General features: G+C 38.4%; 17 protein-coding genes. 13 read left to right on the top strand and 4 right to left on the bottom strand.

Annotated elements, in window-relative coordinates; all coding sequences use genetic code 11:
• Positions 1-10 precede the first annotated feature (10 nt).
• The 5 genes from tusD to AAEU30_RS19580 are packed head-to-tail and all read left to right on the top strand — an operon-like array spanning position 11 to position 1,981.
• A complete protein-coding gene (gene tusD, locus AAEU30_RS19600; protein WP_421962005.1) occupies positions 11-364 on the top strand; it encodes a sulfurtransferase complex subunit TusD in 354 nt (117 codons plus the stop codon).
• A complete protein-coding gene (tusC, locus tag AAEU30_RS19595) occupies positions 361-717 on the top strand; it encodes a sulfurtransferase complex subunit TusC (protein ID WP_421962004.1) in 357 nt (118 codons plus the stop codon). Before tusD ends, tusC begins: the two co-directional genes overlap by 4 nt.
• Positions 714-980: a sulfurtransferase complex subunit TusB gene (gene tusB / locus AAEU30_RS19590; protein ID WP_421962003.1), complete on the top strand. Its 267-nt coding sequence runs from the start codon at positions 714-716 to the stop codon at positions 978-980. Before tusC ends, tusB begins: the two co-directional genes overlap by 4 nt.
• A gap of 3 nt (positions 981-983) precedes the next feature.
• Positions 984-1,313, top strand: a complete 330-nt coding sequence (locus AAEU30_RS19585) for a TusE/DsrC/DsvC family sulfur relay protein (RefSeq protein ID WP_421962002.1) — start codon at positions 984-986, stop codon at positions 1,311-1,313.
• A 2-nt stretch (positions 1,314-1,315) separates the two neighbouring features.
• Complete coding sequence (locus AAEU30_RS19580) at positions 1,316-1,981, top strand: pseudouridine synthase (RefSeq protein WP_421962001.1); 666 nt, start codon at positions 1,316-1,318, stop codon at positions 1,979-1,981.
• 12 nt (positions 1,982-1,993) lie between these two features.
• Here AAEU30_RS19580 and AAEU30_RS19575 read toward each other — a convergent pair whose 3' ends face one another.
• Positions 1,994-3,271, bottom strand: a complete 1,278-nt coding sequence (locus AAEU30_RS19575) for a diguanylate cyclase domain-containing protein (RefSeq protein WP_421962000.1) — start codon at positions 3,269-3,271, stop codon at positions 1,994-1,996.
• A 603-nt stretch (positions 3,272-3,874) separates the two neighbouring features.
• Here AAEU30_RS19575 and mnmA point away from each other — a divergent pair.
• The 5 genes from mnmA (at position 3,875) to AAEU30_RS19550 (ending at position 8,679) form a co-directional block, all read left to right on the top strand.
• A complete protein-coding gene (mnmA, locus tag AAEU30_RS19570; RefSeq protein WP_421961999.1) occupies positions 3,875-4,975 on the top strand; it encodes a tRNA 2-thiouridine(34) synthase MnmA in 1,101 nt (366 codons plus the stop codon).
• Positions 4,975-5,577 (top strand): high frequency lysogenization protein HflD, encoded by a 603-nt coding sequence (hflD, locus tag AAEU30_RS19565; RefSeq protein WP_421961998.1) that lies wholly within the window; start codon positions 4,975-4,977, stop codon positions 5,575-5,577. The genes mnmA and hflD overlap by 1 nt, the downstream gene beginning before the upstream one ends.
• 32 nt (positions 5,578-5,609) lie before the next feature.
• Positions 5,610-6,980 (top strand): adenylosuccinate lyase, encoded by a 1,371-nt coding sequence (purB, locus tag AAEU30_RS19560; protein ID WP_421961997.1) that lies wholly within the window; start codon positions 5,610-5,612, stop codon positions 6,978-6,980.
• 82 nt (positions 6,981-7,062) lie between these two features.
• Positions 7,063-8,208: a JmjC domain-containing protein gene (locus tag AAEU30_RS19555; RefSeq protein WP_421961996.1), complete on the top strand. Its 1,146-nt coding sequence runs from the start codon at positions 7,063-7,065 to the stop codon at positions 8,206-8,208.
• 12 nt (positions 8,209-8,220) lie between these two features.
• On the top strand, positions 8,221-8,679 hold the full coding sequence (locus AAEU30_RS19550) for a GNAT family N-acetyltransferase (RefSeq protein ID WP_421961995.1): 459 nt from the start codon (positions 8,221-8,223) through the stop codon (positions 8,677-8,679).
• 46 nt (positions 8,680-8,725) lie between these two features.
• On the opposite strand, the gene AAEU30_RS19545 is transcribed toward AAEU30_RS19550, so the two are convergent.
• Positions 8,726-9,196 (bottom strand): DUF4826 family protein, encoded by a 471-nt coding sequence (locus AAEU30_RS19545; protein ID WP_421961994.1) that lies wholly within the window; start codon positions 9,194-9,196, stop codon positions 8,726-8,728.
• Positions 9,197-9,527: 331 nt separating this feature from the next.
• Here AAEU30_RS19545 and AAEU30_RS19540 point away from each other — a divergent pair, with 331 nt between their 5' ends.
• From AAEU30_RS19540 to AAEU30_RS19530, 3 genes are all read left to right on the top strand, one after another.
• Entirely contained in the window at positions 9,528-12,470 is a 2,943-nt protein-coding gene (locus AAEU30_RS19540) for a TonB-dependent receptor (protein ID WP_421962041.1), read from the top strand.
• Positions 12,471-12,629: 159 nt separating this feature from the next.
• On the top strand, positions 12,630-13,418 hold the full coding sequence (locus AAEU30_RS19535) for a hypothetical protein (protein ID WP_421962040.1): 789 nt from the start codon (positions 12,630-12,632) through the stop codon (positions 13,416-13,418).
• Positions 13,419-13,556: 138 nt separating this feature from the next.
• A complete protein-coding gene (locus AAEU30_RS19530) occupies positions 13,557-14,513 on the top strand; it encodes a HEAT repeat domain-containing protein (RefSeq protein ID WP_421961993.1) in 957 nt (318 codons plus the stop codon).
• 40 nt (positions 14,514-14,553) lie between these two features.
• Here the strand turns inward: AAEU30_RS19530 and AAEU30_RS19525 are convergent, their stop codons facing one another.
• Together AAEU30_RS19525 and AAEU30_RS19520 are read right to left on the bottom strand one after the other, a co-directional pair.
• Positions 14,554-15,345 carry an SDR family oxidoreductase gene (locus AAEU30_RS19525; RefSeq protein WP_421961992.1) on the bottom strand — a complete coding sequence of 264 codons (792 nt, stop codon included), beginning with the start codon at positions 15,343-15,345 and terminating at the stop codon, positions 14,554-14,556.
• Positions 15,346-15,354: 9 nt separating this feature from the next.
• Positions 15,355-15,858, bottom strand: coding sequence for an Mpo1 family 2-hydroxy fatty acid dioxygenase (locus AAEU30_RS19520; protein ID WP_421961991.1), 504 nt, complete (start codon positions 15,856-15,858; stop codon positions 15,355-15,357).
• Between the last annotated feature and the right edge of the window lie 245 nt (positions 15,859-16,103).

The raw sequence follows: 16,103 nt of genomic DNA, 5'->3' as shown, positions 1-16,103 counted from the left end.
TGGATTAGTTTTGGCACGATTCGTACTTTCGCTACATAGCGCACCGTCCGACCACGACACCACACAACGATTATATAAATTTGCATTAGCCTGTCTGGCACAGGGCCACGCTATTGATGCTATTTTTTTGTACCAACACGGTGTTTTCCATGCCAGTGAACACATTAACCTTGCTACAGACGAACTGGCAATTAAATCGCTATGGCATCAATTACATCAGCATAATATAAATTTAATGCTCTGTGTAACGGCTGCTGAGAAACGCGGACTCAATTTAGCTTCCACGGGTGTTTTTAGCGTCGCAGGGCTTGCCGAATTTGCCATGCTTGCCAGTGAAGCCGATAAGTGGGTGCAATTTAAATGATCAACGTACTGGTATTAAGTCAGCATGCTCCATTTGATGATATGCATATCCGTGATGCACTCGACATGACGTTAATATTTGCTGCTATTGAACAAAATATTAGTTGGCTATTCACAGGCCCTGCTGTTCTTGCTTTGAAAAAAGGCCAAGAAGCTGAATCGCTTGGCTTAAAAAACTACTTTAAAAGCATTAAAACGCTCGAAATTTATGATGTAGAAAATATCTACGTATGTGAAAAGTCATTAATCGATTACAATTTAGATATTAACGACTTGATCATTGAGGCAAAAGCGTTAGATTTTAAAGCACAGCGTAATTTAATTGCTCAACAGCAACAGGTGATTAATTTATGAGTACTTTACATATTTTTTCTAAACCAATTAGCTATTATGATAATGCCAGACTGGTTAACTTGATTCAGCCCCAGGACAAAGTTTTGTTGGTAAGTGATGCTTGTTATTCAATAAGCCTTTATCGCCAACTATCAGCATCTCTTTTAGTATTAGCTGAAGACTCAACTGCACGGGGTATTGATATTGTAAAACCCGATGAAAGCCTAAATTATGCAGATTTTGTTGCATTAACTCTTTCCACTTCGCAATCTATTACTTGGTAACACATGCTAGAATTTAATCAACAACAGATAGAAACAGATAAACAAGGTTACCTACTCGATCACCAACTTTGGACACCTGCCCTCGCCCCTATTTTAGCAGAGCAAGAGAACATTGAACTCAGTGAACAACATTGGGAAGTAATTAATTTTGTACGTGATTTTTACCTTGAATATAATACCAGCCCAGCGATAAGAATGCTGGTAAAAGCCATGGCTAAGGCACTGGGTGAAGATAAAGGTAACAGTATTTACTTGTATAAGCTCTTCCCTAAGGGCCCTGCCAAACAAGCGACCAAAATTGCCGGTTTACCCAAGCCTGCTCGGTGTATTTAACAATGACATCTAATAAGCCAATAAATAGACGTAATAGCGGCCGAAGTTTTAGCCGTGATCTTACTCGAAAAAAACCGACAAGAGCTCATAATAAACGAGAAGTTAAACAACAAATCCCCTTAGCTGAGCGCAAAATTGTATTGTTTAATAAACCATTCGATGTGTTATGCCAGTTTACTGATGAAAATAACCGTAAAACCTTAGCAGACTTTATAGATATAAAAGGTGTATATGCGGCGGGAAGGCTCGATAGAGACAGCGAAGGGCTATTACTATTAACTAACTGTGGTAAATTACAAAATACTTTAACAGCTCCGCATAAAAGAACCAGTAAAACATATTGGGTTCAAGTTGAAGGAGAGCCTACAGATGAGGCAATTGATGCATTATGTAAAGGTGTAGAACTAAAAGATGGTATGACATTACCAGCCAAGGTCGAGCGTTTACACCCCCCCCATTTGTGGCCGCGGACTCCCCCTGTTCGTGAGCGAAAAAACATTCCTACTAGCTGGTTAAGTATTACACTCAGCGAAGGTAAAAACCGCCAAGTTAGACGTATGACAGCACATATAGGTTACCCTACACTTCGTTTAATACGCTATCGAATTGGTCAATATACGCTAGATAACATTAAAAATGGCGAATACCAATCACTTCAAGGTGAGTAGCTTATGCGTCGCTTAATCAATATAAGCGATGCTATTTCGTCCTTGCTGTTTGGCCTTGTATAAAGCCTGATCTGCGCCTTCTAAAAACTGAATATAATTTGCTTTAAGTGCGTTTGAATGAATCGTATTTATTCCTATACTGACAGTAATTTCGTTGGTTTGCCCAAACTTATGCGGCAAACTCAATGTTTTGAGCTCTTGTTGTATCTTTACAGCTACTTGACGCGCCCTTTCTCGTTGACTTGTTGGTAATATAACCACAAATTCTTCGCCACCATAACGCGCTACAAAATCGTCATTTTCACTGGCTGCACTACATATAGATTGCGCGACTTGAAATAGGCATTCATCACCCGCTAAATGACCGTAAGTATCGTTATAGTTTTTAAAGAAGTCTATATCAATTAACAAAATAGAGAGTGGCTCGTTATTCTGAATAGCCTTATTAAACTCTTGTACTATTTTCTCATCAAAACGCCGACGATTCGCTATTTGAGTGAGTGAATCTAAAAATGCCATATCACGAAGAATATCCTCAGCGGCAATCTGTTGAGTTGCATCTTTAAAAATCGCTAGAAGCTCATTTTCAATCACGATACCGGAAATTTCCATGGTAATTGTTTGACCATTTTTACAGGTTACTTGGTAATGTTTTGGTTGAATATCGGTGGCATGATTTTTTGCATATTCAAGGGCCGATTGCCACGTTTCTAGTACCCACTCACGATATTCAGGATCTGGATAAGCTTTTTGCCACCAAACTTTAAGAGTCGGTACGTCCTCAATTGTATAACCAAATACATCTACGAATCGTTGATTAATCCTGATTATGTCACCCGTTGCCATACTGACATTACACAATGGGATCGGCACCTGTGTAAATAGATTCGCGTAATGGCTCAGTTCATGTTGTCTAAGTGGCTGCATACTCCCATGGGTAAGATGAGTGATATTTTGAATTTCAACAGGTGAATTAGTGACAACTTTACTTTGCATCAGATATACATAAGCCCACTCATGCCACCAGTTATGCAGTATATCGGCTAGTAGCCTGTGCTGAGGAGACTTGTTCATCACTTGTTGCTTTAAACCATTGAATAATGAATTAATATTATGAATTAACTCTTTATTGTATAAACTACTTGTTATACGATTTTCAAATAACGAGTATGCTTTGTTTCTCAAATCACTATTAAGGTTGGTGGCATTGAGCTTAATTTTTTCACAATCATCTTCACAAAAGTACTCAATTAATGCACACAGTGACTGTTTAATAAAGATAGAATCCATTTAATACCCTTACATTAAAAATCCCATTTAAGGGTCTAAATCCAACTTAACCACGCTACAGACAAATTAAAAAATAAACCTGAGGATAGAATTTACCAAAATTCTTGAAAATAAAGTTTAATTAACACCAACCCTACAAAACTTTGCATAAGAAAATCAACAAATAGATGTAATACCTGTGATTTATTACCTTGAAATATCCACAATATGGTTAATCATTAAGCTATTACGGTTACGTATTTACTCTTCTTTTTATCATAAAAATTTAAAACAAAGTAAGAAGAACAAAGCAAATATCTATTGTACATATATTCATAACTACAGTGCCATTTATATAACCATTTTAGATAACTATCGTGATTTAACTAACTAGAAAATTAATTATCAATCAAACTCACTCTTTCTCATTTAAGAAATACACCTTAAAAACCACACAATGTCCTTTACAAACTTACATTTTGGGTGGCTAGATTTCCTCTTTGCATGCTATAATCGCGGCCTTTCTTAATCTATGAGCTGTGCGTACTGAGTTCTAATCTCACTCTCGTTCTAGCTTACTGATTAGTAGTGTAATGACAGCAACCTGTATAAGCGAAATTATTCATGAGCGAAAATAGTCACATTAAAGTCATCGTTGGTATGTCCGGCGGTGTAGATTCTTCAGTATCTGCTTATTTATTAAAGCAACAAGGCTATCAAGTTGAAGGCCTGTTTATGAAAAACTGGGAAGAAGACGATAATGATGAGTATTGTGCAGCGGCTGAAGATTTGAAAGATGCACAAGCTGTGTGCGACAAATTAGACATTGAGCTACATACAGTCAACTTTGCGGCTGAATATTGGGATAACGTATTTGAATACTTTTTAGCAGAGTACAAGGCTGGACGTACTCCTAACCCTGATATTATGTGTAATAAAGAAATCAAGTTCAAAGCATTTTTAGAATTCGCCGCAGGTGCGCTTGGTGCTGACTATATTGCCACTGGCCACTACGTTCGCCGAGAGCTACGTGATGATAAACACGTCATGTGCCGAGGCCTTGATGACAATAAAGACCAAAGCTACTTTTTATATACCCTCAGTCATGAACATATCGCGCAAACACTTTTCCCAGTGGGTGATATAGCAAAACCAGAAGTACGCCGCATTGCTGAAGAACAAGATTTAATAACACACGACAAAAAAGACAGTACGGGTATTTGCTTTATTGGCGAGCGCAAGTTTAAAGATTTTTTACAAAAGTTTTTACCCGCGCAACCTGGTGTCATCGAAGACACTGATGGCAATAATGTCGGTGAACACGAAGGTTTAATGTACCACACTTTAGGTCAACGAAAAGGCCTATTAATTGGTGGTATGAAAGAAGGTTCTGGTGAGCCATGGTATGTGGTTGATAAAGACATTGAGCGTAACGTATTAGTTGTTGGCCAAGGTAAAGACCACCCTCGCCTGTTCAGTAACGGACTAAATGCTAACCAGTTACATTGGGTTGACAGAGTTGGGCCTAAAGGCACTACCCGCTGTACAGTTAAAACACGTTATCGCCAAGAAGATATCAGCTGTACTTTATTAGTAGGCGATGATGGACTTGCTCGTGTGTTGTTTGATGAACCACAAAAAGCGGTTACACCAGGCCAGTCTGCTGTATTTTATGCCAACGAAGTATGCCTTGGTGGCGGGATCATTGATTCGGTGATCAAATAATGAATGAACACCAAGTAATGGCACTTGCGGCAATGTGTCAAGTTGCAAAACAAGTGCAAAAAATTGCCCAATACGGCAGCAGTAATGATTATGAACTTGAGAAATTATTTTCAAGTATTGTACAGACCACACCTGACACTCCTGCTGATGTTTATCAAGGCACAGCCAATTTAAGAGTAGGTTATCAGTGCTTATTAGAACAATTAAGCGCGGGTGAAAAGAAAGATGTTGAAATCGTCAAATATGTTGGCGGTTTAATGCAGCTAGAGCGAGCGCTGAGCGCAAAATCAAGTAGTTTAGCGCAGCTTGGTAAAAGTATAGATGATATAAAGCGTCGCCTTGATCATTTTGCGATTACAGATGACACTGTGATTGCAGCACTTGCAGATATATATTCAAAGGTGCTTAGCCCCCTTGGGCACCGAATACAGGTTTATGGCAAACCTGATTTACTAAAACAGCAATTGATACAACACAAGATACGAGCGCTTTTATTAGCTGGTATTCGCAGTGCTGTATTATGGCGACAAATGGGCGGTAAACGCCGTCATTTTTTCTTGGCTAAAAGAAAAATTATCGCTATTGCAAAAAAACATATTTAATTATCGTTCAAAACTAAAATTTAGGAGTTATTATGGAGCTTTCAGCGTTAACCGCTATCTCTCCGGTGGATGGTCGCTACGGCAGCAAAACCACTGAACTACGCAGTATTTTCAGCGAATTTGGCTTAATCAAATACCGTGTAACAGTTGAAGTTCGTTGGTTGCAAGCACTTGCTGCTGCTGATGCCATTAAAGAAGTACCGGCATTTAGCGATGAAGCGAATGCTTTACTTAACGCAATTGTTGATAACTTCTGCGAAGCAGACGCACAGCGTGTAAAAGACATTGAGCGTACTACTAACCATGACGTTAAAGCCGTTGAATATCTTCTAAAAGAAAAAGTTGCTGACAATGCAGAGCTTCATGCTATCAATGAGTTTATTCACTTTGCATGTACATCTGAAGACATCAATAACCTATCTCATGGTTTAATGTTAACTGAAGCGCGTGATAGCGTATTATTACCTTATTGTGACCAGCTGCTTGACGCAATCAAAGAAAAAGCGATTGAGTATAAAGCTGTTCCAATGATGACACGTACTCATGGCCAACCTGCTACACCATCAACTATGGGTAAAGAGTTTGCAAACGTGTATATGCGCCTTAAACGCCAACGTGACCAAATCGCGCAAGTACAAATGTTAGGTAAAATAAATGGTGCTGTAGGTAACTACAATGCTCACCTTAGCGCATACCCTGATTACGATTGGCATAATCATGCAGAGCAATTTGTAACTAGCCTAGGTTTAACGTTCAATCCATTTACAACACAAATAGAACCGCATGATTACATTGCGGAATTATTTGATGTAATTGCACGTTTTAACACTGTTTTATTAGATTTTGACCGTGATGCTTGGGGCTATATCGCGCTAAATCACTTTAAGCAAAAAACAATTGCTGGTGAAATTGGCTCTTCAACAATGCCACATAAAGTTAACCCGATTGATTTTGAAAACTCAGAGGGTAACTTAGGTCTTGCAAATGCAATCTTTGGCCACTTAGCACAAAAGCTACCTGTTTCTCGTTGGCAACGTGACCTTACAGACTCTACAGTTTTACGTAACTTAGGTGTAGGTATGGGTTATGCACTTATTGCATACCAATCAACGCTAAAAGGTGTAAGCAAACTTGAAGTAAACGAACAGCGTTTATTAGAAGAGCTTGATCAAAACTGGGAACTCCTTGCTGAACCAATCCAAACAGTTATGCGTAAATATGGTATTGAAAAGCCATATGAAAAGCTAAAAGACTTAACTCGTGGTAAGCGAGTTAATCAAGAAATCATGGCTGAGTTCATCGATGGCTTAGATTTACCTGCAGAAGCAAAAGTTGAAATGAAAAAATTAACCCCGGCTAATTACATTGGTCGTGCTGTTGAATTTATTGACAACTTAGCATAAAGCTTTTAGCTAAAATGTTTACAAAGCGAAAGGTAGCCCTTTCGCTTTTTTTATCCCTAATGGTTTATAACTGGTGATCATCATGTATCAATTAACGATTAACAACCTAAGCGAACAAGAATTTCTATCTGAATACTGGCAAAAAAAGCCACTGTTGATCAAACAAGGTTTTACTGACTTTGAAGACCCACTTGATGCAAACGAATTAGCAGGCCTCGCTGTAGAAGAGAGTATTGAGTCCCGAATTGTCACTAATCATGACAACCAATGGAATGCTCACCATGGACCATTTGAAGATTTTGAATTACTCAGCGAACAAAACTCAACCCTATTAGTCCAAGCGGCTGATCACTGGCACCCTGATGCAGCACAACTATTAGAGCCTTTTAGGTTTATTCCTAATTGGCGGATAGATGATTTAATGATCAGCTTTTCTACACCCGGTGGCGGTGTCGGGCCTCATCTAGATCAATACGACGTATTTATTATACAAGGTGAAGGTAAAAGGCATTGGCGTGTTGGCATGCCTGACAGCAAGCTAAAGCAGTTTGCGCAAAATAACTCCTTACTACAAGTTGAGCAATTTCCTGCCGTTATTGATTGTATTTTAGAACCCGGTGATATTTTATATATTCCTCCAGGATGTCCACATGAAGGCTATGCAGTAGAGAATGCCCTTAACTACTCTGTAGGCTTTAGAGCACCCAACCAACAAGATTTATTCTCGAGTTTTGCTGATCATGTTATTGATACCGAAACGGGTAATGCACGTTATCAAGATCAAAACCTGCAATTGCGTGAATCTAAAGGTGAGTTAACTAACACAGAAGCGAACAAAATAAAGCAATTATTACAGTCACTGCTTGATGACGAGTGTTTATTCAAGTCGTGGCTAGGAAACACCGTCAGCCAGCCAAAACATGAAATGGATTTAATGCCGCCAGAGGAGCTATACAGTCAAGCTCAGGTTGAGTTATTAATAGCAGATCCTGATACTTTATTTGAACGCTTAGGTGGCACTCGCGCAATTTACCAAGCAACTGATAATAGTATTATTTTTAGTGTTAATGGACAAAACTATACTTTGCCACTCGAAGATTTAACAGCAGTAAAATGCCTCACAGATCAGATTCAAGTGACTGCTAACGAGTTAAACAGTTCAAAAAATAGTTTATTATTTATACAAACCTTTACTACACTGTTAAATGAGGGCATTTGGTTTTGCTAAAGGTAGGTTTCTATGAGCTATCATATCGACAAGGTAGAGTGGAATACAGGCAAGGATTTACTGCAACAAATTAGAGAGCGGGTATTTGTTTGTGAGCTACATATACCTAAGCACGTTGAGTTTGATAATTTAGATTGCAATGCCCTGCACGTGCTTGTAACTGATGAACGCAAAACTCCGGTTGCCACTGGACGATTATGTAATGATGGCTTAATTGGCCGTATCGCCGTATTACCAGAGCATCGTAACCGTTCAGTGTATAAATCTCTATTAATGTACATCGTAAATTTAGCGCAACAACAAGGCTGTGATATCGTTAGCATAAACTGCATATTAAACGAAGTAGAACGCTTTAAACGCAACGGTTTTGAACAACAAGGGGGTGTATTTATGGAAGCTGGTATCCCCCGCCAACGAATGCAATGCCCTATCAGCCAGTTCGATACTGAACCATTTACCTTAGTACATTAAAAAAGCGAACCAATTGGCTCGCTTATTCGTCTTGAATAACTCCAAGTCAGCTTGGCTCATTTACCCACAGCTCTTCTTTTTCATACATTTTATAAATACCGTGAGCGCGGTTAATTAATAGGTTTGCAAAATCGACCTTTGTTTTATCACCAGCGCCAGTTTGCATTATTTGATTTGCTTTCAATTGCCACTGTAAAGAAAAATAGCGTAAAGCATCTCTTGCATTTTCTACGGCATTTTCATGGGCATGGTCGGTTGGCAAACGCCCTGTAATAACCCAATATTTTTTTCCATCTTGTGCTTTAAATTTCCACAATGCGCAAAGTGGCGCAATAAAGCGGCTTTCTTTTTCAATTAAACTTTGCGGCATAACACCTTTTTCAGCTAAATGCTTTTGTGCATTTTGAAAGCATTCTCTTTGCCACATAACACTTTGCTGCTGCGCTTGAGCTTGCTCTTGTGCTGTTAGCTCTTTTACTTGTTTTTTTGGTGTTTGATTTGTTGGTTCTTGACTCATTTTACTTATTCTCTTTTACAACATTTTGACACTTTAAGTGCTAACCAGCTCAGGTGCAAGTGTAAAACGATTAACAAAGAGATATTAAAATTAAAACTGTCCCTCTAATACAAGGGTACAGAGGAACTATGTTGCTATCTCTTTATTTACATATTACCAATAAGTCTAATATAAGCACAAAAAAACCACAATTGGTTAACCTTTTGGTTGACAAGGTGCCATACCATTGGCTACATTTGATACAGTCACAGATTAAGACATCAATATTTAAATTGGTAATAACGTGATTCAACATGTTTCCACACACAACCTATAAGAGATCGGCATGAATATTAAATTAAATAAAATAAGTTCCGTACTTTACAATAAAAGCTTAATGTCAAACCGTAGCACTGCAATGTTAAGCGCTGCTCTAGTAGCTATGCTATCTACACCAACCTTTGCTGCTGACGAAAGCGTAGAAAAACAAGCAAGTGCCGAGAACGAATTCGAAGTAATCGAAGTTAGAGGAATTTTAGGCAGCTTAAAAGCAGCCTCACTTATTAAGCGTACCGATGGTCGCATTGTTGATGCCATCGTTGCTGAAGATATTGGTAAACTACCTGACAATAACATTGCAGAGGCTTTGCAACGTATTACCGGCGTTTCAATCAACAGTGATTTCGGTGTAGGTGACAGCGTATCTATTCGTGGTTTACCGCAAAACCGTGTTGAATTAAATGGCCGCTCTACAGTAGGTGATTCACGTGACGGTATTAGTTTACAAGACTACCCTTCTAGCTTCTTAAAAACAGTTGAAGTTGTTAAATCCCCAACTGCTGATATGATCGAAGGTGCCTTAGGTGGTACGGTTAGCTTAAAAACAGTACGTCCACTTGAGTTAGACAAATTAACAGCTGCAATGTCTATCGATGCAGAGTACGCAGACAAAACAGAAAATGTAGCACCTATTTTTAGCGGTTCGATTGGTGATAATTGGGATTTAGGTGATGCAGGCTCGTTTGGTGCTATCGCTATGATCTCTTATCAAGATCGTGAACTTCGTCAAGATGAACATTCAAGCCGTGTAAAACCACAAGATATTGAAATTAACGGTGAGCCAGGTAACACACCAAGTGGCAATGCTATTGTTCGTGATGAACACAGTATTGAACAATATGTTGAAAACCGTGAACGTACAGCACTTGCTTTATCATTACAATGGGCACCTGAATCAGGTAATGGTATGGTGTACCTTGATTTAAGTGGTACTCAACGTTCTGGTGAACAAGCTGGTAACTCTATTTTAGGTGTTGCAGGTTCAATTTCAACAGATGCAAATACAACTCAAGATGCAAACGGTGTTAACAATTATACCTTAACCAATGAATTTGGTATTCCTAAAACATACAGTGACTTCCGTGAAACTGATTCATTCTCAAATGCTTTAGGTGCTGAGTGGAACTTAACTGATACAATTAAAATTTCAGGTGAAATTGCCGTTGCTTCTTCAGAAAGTATTCGCCCGGATTCTGAGTTCACACTTCGCCCAATTGAAAAATCAACATATGAAGCAAGTGGCGGTGTTGATTTAGTCAATCACCTGTATGACGGTGCATTTTCTCAATCAGGTAACCAATTACCTAGCATTGTTCATTCAGATCCAACAGCATTTACAGATCCACAAAATTTAGCACTTCGTACCTTTAAAACTGAAGATAGAAAAACTAAAAATGATGAAACAGCAGTACGCTTTGACATCGAGATGTTCGAACCACTTGGTGTAAGCTGGGTATCTAAGGTTAAAGCGGGTGTTCGTGCAACTAATCGTGATTTTGAATACGAGCAATATAAAGTTGAAATCAAAGATATCTACAAAAATGCGTTTAATACTTCTGATGGCTCACAAGCAACTATCTGGGTAGATGATTATAACGAATTATTCCCTGAAAGCTTTACAGTGATGAGCCACGACAACTCGTTTGACCAATTAGGTCAATCTGGTCAAAACGACCTATTAACGTTCTTAAGTTATAACGGCCTTTCAAATGCTTCTAATACATTTGATCAGTTACAAACTTTACTTGCTGGTACAACCCAAGCAACAACAGGTTCACTTGCTGATAATAAAGAATTCCAAGAAAGCGCATACCGCAACGTAGTAGAAGACACTGCTGCCATTTACGTATCTGCTTATTTAGACTTTGATTACATTACTGCCATTGTTGGTGGTCGTTATGTAACAACAGATTTAGAGTCAAGCGTTTACTTAAATGGTGAAAAAATCACAGGTAAAAATGACTACAGTGACTTTTTACCAAGCGTAAACGCAACTTATAATTATTCAGAAGATACATTATTCCGCTTTGCTGCTGCGAAAGTTATGCGTCGTGCTGACTTTAACCAATTAAGCCCTGCATTTGATGTGAATAATGATATGACTGGTGCAACCCAAGGTTCTATCGACTTAGAACCATACCGTGCAACACAATATGACTTGTCTGTAGAGCATTATTTTGGTGAAGGTAACGTTTTATCTTTTGCCGTATTCTATAAAGATGTTGAATCATTCCTTAGTAACGAAAGTAGCTGCGTTGCAGCATCAGGTACTGCTACTGGTCAAAACGTAACTCAGTGGAACCAAGTTTGTCAGCTAGACACAGCTGGTGTATCACAATCTAACATGGTTTACTCTGATGCAACTGACTACCCTGTTGATGCAGATGGCTTTGCTCATGTTGAAGGCTTACGTGACCAAGGTTTAACGGGTATCGATACTGTTAAAAACGTAAATGGTGAGAACGGTACAGTTAATGGTTTTGAAGTTGGATATCAACAATTCTTTACCAGCTTACCAGGTGCATTTTCTGGCTTAGGTATTAATGCAAACTACACTTATGCAGACAGTGAACAACCAAATGGTAACCCACTGTTAGATATTTCTAAAAACACTTATAACATTCAGCTGTTTTGGGAATATGAAGGTGTATCAACTCGCCTTGCTTACAACTATCGTGACAGTTTCTTAGATACTGAAAATGAAAAACGTGTTGAAAACATCAACTCTACCGGTGGTATTTCTGAAGATGGCACTGTATATGGCAATAACTACCGTGATGACCGAGGTCAACTAGACTTCTCTGCTAGCTGGGATATCAACGAAAACTTCACTTTAGTTGGTAGTGCTACAAACTTAACAGGTGAGCCATCTATCTACTTATCTGAACTAGGTGGTGCATGGAAATACACTGAAGCTGACCGTCGTTATAGCTTAGGTATTCGCGCTAAGTTCTAATACACAATTAATACGTAGTTCTTCTCCCTCTGCGTATTAAAAATATTGAGTGTGAGTGCAAAGGCGAAGTCTAAAATTTAGGCTTCGCCTTTCTTTATTTCTTTAATTGAATTTTAGTGAGTAATTATTAAACTATATTTAGGTCTCCCCTTTAGTTGTATATTAGCTTTCGCCACTCCCGTACAAGCAAAGTCAACATGGTTACTAATTGACAATTTTGAAAGTAATGCGCTTAATTGGACTAAAGCAGATACTCAAAACGACACGAAGCCCTATATTAAAAATCCGCAAATTACCGAAATACGAGCTGAAAAAACGGGACATGACACTAATCATTATTTGATTAAAAAGCCAGCTGAAGAAGGAGTCATAGGTAATCGTAAAGCACTGAGTTTTTACCCGTTACCAAAAGCCGTTGCTGTGGGCGAAACTGTGACCTTTTACACCCGAATAAATGTTGAAAGCTTTCCGAACAATCACGCTTTTGGCCTTAGTAATTTAGAGCCAGCACAAATAAAGCAACACGGTTATGATGCCTTTGAAGCCACATTACGCGTGACTGATAAAGCAGAATCGAACGGGATTATAAATGATGGTGCTTTAATGGTTAAAACAGATGCTGGCTATAGCAATATTCAGAACTACTCAATGGCCCAATCAGCAAAACCATTAAAGCCCGGTAACTGGTACGAAGTTTGGTACGTGGTAAACAATGCTACAGTCAATAATGGTGGTCAGCAATACGATGTATATGTAAAAGGCGGTGAATTTACTCAGCAAACCCTAGTATATAAAAGTGCTACATTTAGAATGAAACGTGAAAAACCACTCATCTACTTTTTAGCTAACTGCAATACTGGACCAAAGAAAAAGCCTTATGGTAATGGTGGCCTCAAATACGATGACCTTTACATGCGCACAGGCAAGGACTTATCTAGGCCATTTTAGAACATAAGTAATAGTGTGAATGAAGCATTTATTACAATTGTTTACTTTTAAACATGCAACCTAATTGATTTCTATTTATATAAAATGAATAATGCCGAACCCAATATGGGAAAATCATAATTATAAAATGGAAACTATATGAAAAACCTAATAAAAATAACATTATTGGCCACAACATTTGTTGCTATTCAAGGCTGTGCACCGAGCAGTTACAAAATTACTGCGCCAGTAACTTCAACGAATCAATACCATGTTGAGAATGCGCCTAGCCACACACTTCACTTTTCAGATAAACGAGACACCTCAAAAAAGTTCAATCATGGTGTTCTAAAAGCTGATTTAGTACTCAACGACAAGCCATTGCAGCCTATATCGTTTTTACAAGAACATGTTGTTCTAGAGCTACAAGCTAGAGGCTTACCTGCAAGTGTACTTGATACCAGTGATACTGAAATCCGTGTTAACACTCTTAATATGCGAAATCATAGAACAAATGCTTACACGCCGTTTATTACATTTACCATGCTAAGTGCTGATATTGTTACGCCAGAACAAACTAAACGTATTGCTGTTTATGTTAAGCGTGGAAAAGTACCTGTATGGAGCTTTGATGAAATCATTGAACCTACACTTAATCAACCTATTGATGTTTTAGTAAAAGAGCTATCAGCCAAAATTAACCAAACTTTGTATAAACAGCAATTGGCAGATAAAGACGTACAAGCACTGATTGCAAAAATCAAAGCAAACCTTGATAAAGACATTACCTACCTTGATGTCTACCAGCTTGGATTTTCAAATAACCCCTCTGCTGTCGACTATCTTGTAGAGTTAACAAAACATGATGGCGAATACATTCGCTTAGCTGCAATTTCTTCGCTGGGTACTATACACGCTGTAGAACATTTTCAGCTACTCAAAGATTTGTATAAGAACAGCCGAACATGGTCTGATCGCGCAATGGCGCTAAAAGCAATTGGTGATTTAGATACAAAAGAAACTAGAACATTTCTTTTAAATGTAAAAGAAACGTTGAGTGCAGGCGATGATAAAGAGTCAATTTGGTCAACCGAGTTAATAGACTTATATTTATAATTGCATAGTGAGATTAGGAGTAACTAGCTCAGGTTACTCCTTATTTATAGTTTGTTTTTGCTGTTAAACGGTTAAAAATCCCAGGGAAAAAACGTTTAATTGTCGGTGCCCAACCACTCAAGCCCTGCCCCACAACAACTTCATCCTTTTGCTTAGCAATAGCCTGTATCACCTTATTTACCGCTATTGATACATTCATGCCGTTTTCTATCGACTGCTCCGGCTTATTTTGAGCGACGCCCTGCTCATTAAGTGAGTTATGTGCAATTGCCGTTTTAATTGAGCCCGGGCATATTGTTAAGCAGTGGATATTTTTATCTGCTACTTCAGCTCGTAAGCAGTCCATAAAACCAACAACAGCATATTTACTGCCAGAATAACCTGTACGAAATTTTGATCCAACTTTACCTGCAACACTACTAATTGACACAATAGAGCCGCTGCCTTGTTCAACCATAGAAGGCAATATCGCCTTCGTCAGCGCGACTAAGCCAAAGTAGTTCACTTCCATTAGTTGACGGTACACAGAAAAATCGTTTTCTAAAAACAAACTACGTTGAGACACCCCACCATTATTAATTAGAATATCAACCTGACCAATTTCATTAATAGCGCTTTTAACGTGCTGTAACACTTGCTCCGGCTTTGCTAAATCAAGTGCAATGACACGGTGCTCTCCTTTTGCTAATCTTGTTTTTAATTGCTCTAACTTATCGACACTACGTGCACTTAAAATTATATTTGCACCTAAGTTTGCCAATTGAATAGCAAGTTCTTGACCAATACCTGACGACGCGCCAGTGATCCAAACTGTTTTATTTTTAAAGTCCATACACCCTCTTTAAGGCCTACTAGCACCTGCAATGTCAATTACCTGCTGTTCAAGTGAACTGTAAAATCCCATTAAAAATAATGCTTCTGCAAGCACAAATAGCGGACCTATAATTAAGCCTACAATGTCATCAACAAATGCTGGTTTTTTGCCTTCATAGTAATGCCCTATAAATTGCAATACCCAACCCACTGCAAATAGACCAACACTAATAACCAGCCAATCACTAAGGCTTAACTGTGCAATCACAAGAGCGCCTAAACTAAGCAGCACAAGAATAACCGCCATAATTAACCCAAGTGATACACTGAGCATTAAGTAATAGACCACGCTTGCAAAAACAACGATTTGCGCAGCATTTATTACATAGCCAGCAACAGCAAACTCAATACGCGCACATAAGCACAAGACGGCAAATACAATTAATGGAATACCAAAAAAATGAGTAAGTACATTTCGTTTCGAGCGATGATAAAGGGCGTATTGACCTAGTTGTTGCTGAAGTGTTTTCATGAGCTACTCTTTTAATTGTGAGGATTAAATTAACTGTAGCAAATAACACCAGGCAAAAATGTCGGCTACCCGACAGTTAGTTATACTAAAATAAATTTAAACGAATGCACTGATAATTTTACGGTAGTGTTCAAAAATCTGTGTCATTTCAGTAAACTGATAAAAACAGGAATGACACATGACAAATCAATTCAACTTCGAAGATGCAGTTAAGGCACTTCAAGCAGGTAAAAAACTTAATGGTA

This window comes from Pseudoalteromonas mucoides (assembly GCF_049257175.1).
Classification (GTDB): domain Bacteria; phylum Pseudomonadota; class Gammaproteobacteria; order Enterobacterales; family Alteromonadaceae; genus Pseudoalteromonas.
The sequence above is the reverse complement of the archived record's forward strand: the minus strand, read 5'-3'. Positions and strand labels throughout refer to the sequence as shown.

Excerpts from the sequence above, each read along its gene's own strand:
- AAEU30_RS19550 (WP_421961995.1), top strand. The coding sequence starts at position 8,221 with ATGAGCTATCATATCGACAAGGTAGAGTGGAATACAGGCAAGGATTTA.
- AAEU30_RS19525 (WP_421961992.1), bottom strand. The coding sequence starts at position 15,345 with ATGGACTTTAAAAATAAAACAGTTTGGATCACTGGCGCGTCGTCAGGT.
- AAEU30_RS19580 (WP_421962001.1), top strand. The coding sequence starts at position 1,316 with ATGACATCTAATAAGCCAATAAATAGACGTAATAGCGGCCGAAGTTTT.
- purB (WP_421961997.1), top strand. The coding sequence starts at position 5,610 with ATGGAGCTTTCAGCGTTAACCGCTATCTCTCCGGTGGATGGTCGCTAC.
- AAEU30_RS19585 (WP_421962002.1), top strand. The coding sequence starts at position 984 with ATGCTAGAATTTAATCAACAACAGATAGAAACAGATAAACAAGGTTAC.
- AAEU30_RS19555 (WP_421961996.1), top strand. The coding sequence starts at position 7,063 with ATGTATCAATTAACGATTAACAACCTAAGCGAACAAGAATTTCTATCT.
- AAEU30_RS19520 (WP_421961991.1), bottom strand. The coding sequence starts at position 15,858 with ATGAAAACACTTCAGCAACAACTAGGTCAATACGCCCTTTATCATCGC.
- tusC (WP_421962004.1), top strand. The coding sequence starts at position 361 with ATGATCAACGTACTGGTATTAAGTCAGCATGCTCCATTTGATGATATG.
- AAEU30_RS19575 (WP_421962000.1), bottom strand. The coding sequence starts at position 3,271 with ATGGATTCTATCTTTATTAAACAGTCACTGTGTGCATTAATTGAGTAC.
- mnmA (WP_421961999.1), top strand. The coding sequence starts at position 3,875 with ATGAGCGAAAATAGTCACATTAAAGTCATCGTTGGTATGTCCGGCGGT.
- hflD (WP_421961998.1), top strand. The coding sequence starts at position 4,975 with ATGAATGAACACCAAGTAATGGCACTTGCGGCAATGTGTCAAGTTGCA.
- AAEU30_RS19545 (WP_421961994.1), bottom strand. The coding sequence starts at position 9,196 with ATGAGTCAAGAACCAACAAATCAAACACCAAAAAAACAAGTAAAAGAG.
- AAEU30_RS19530 (WP_421961993.1), top strand. The coding sequence starts at position 13,557 with ATGAAAAACCTAATAAAAATAACATTATTGGCCACAACATTTGTTGCT.
- tusB (WP_421962003.1), top strand. The coding sequence starts at position 714 with ATGAGTACTTTACATATTTTTTCTAAACCAATTAGCTATTATGATAAT.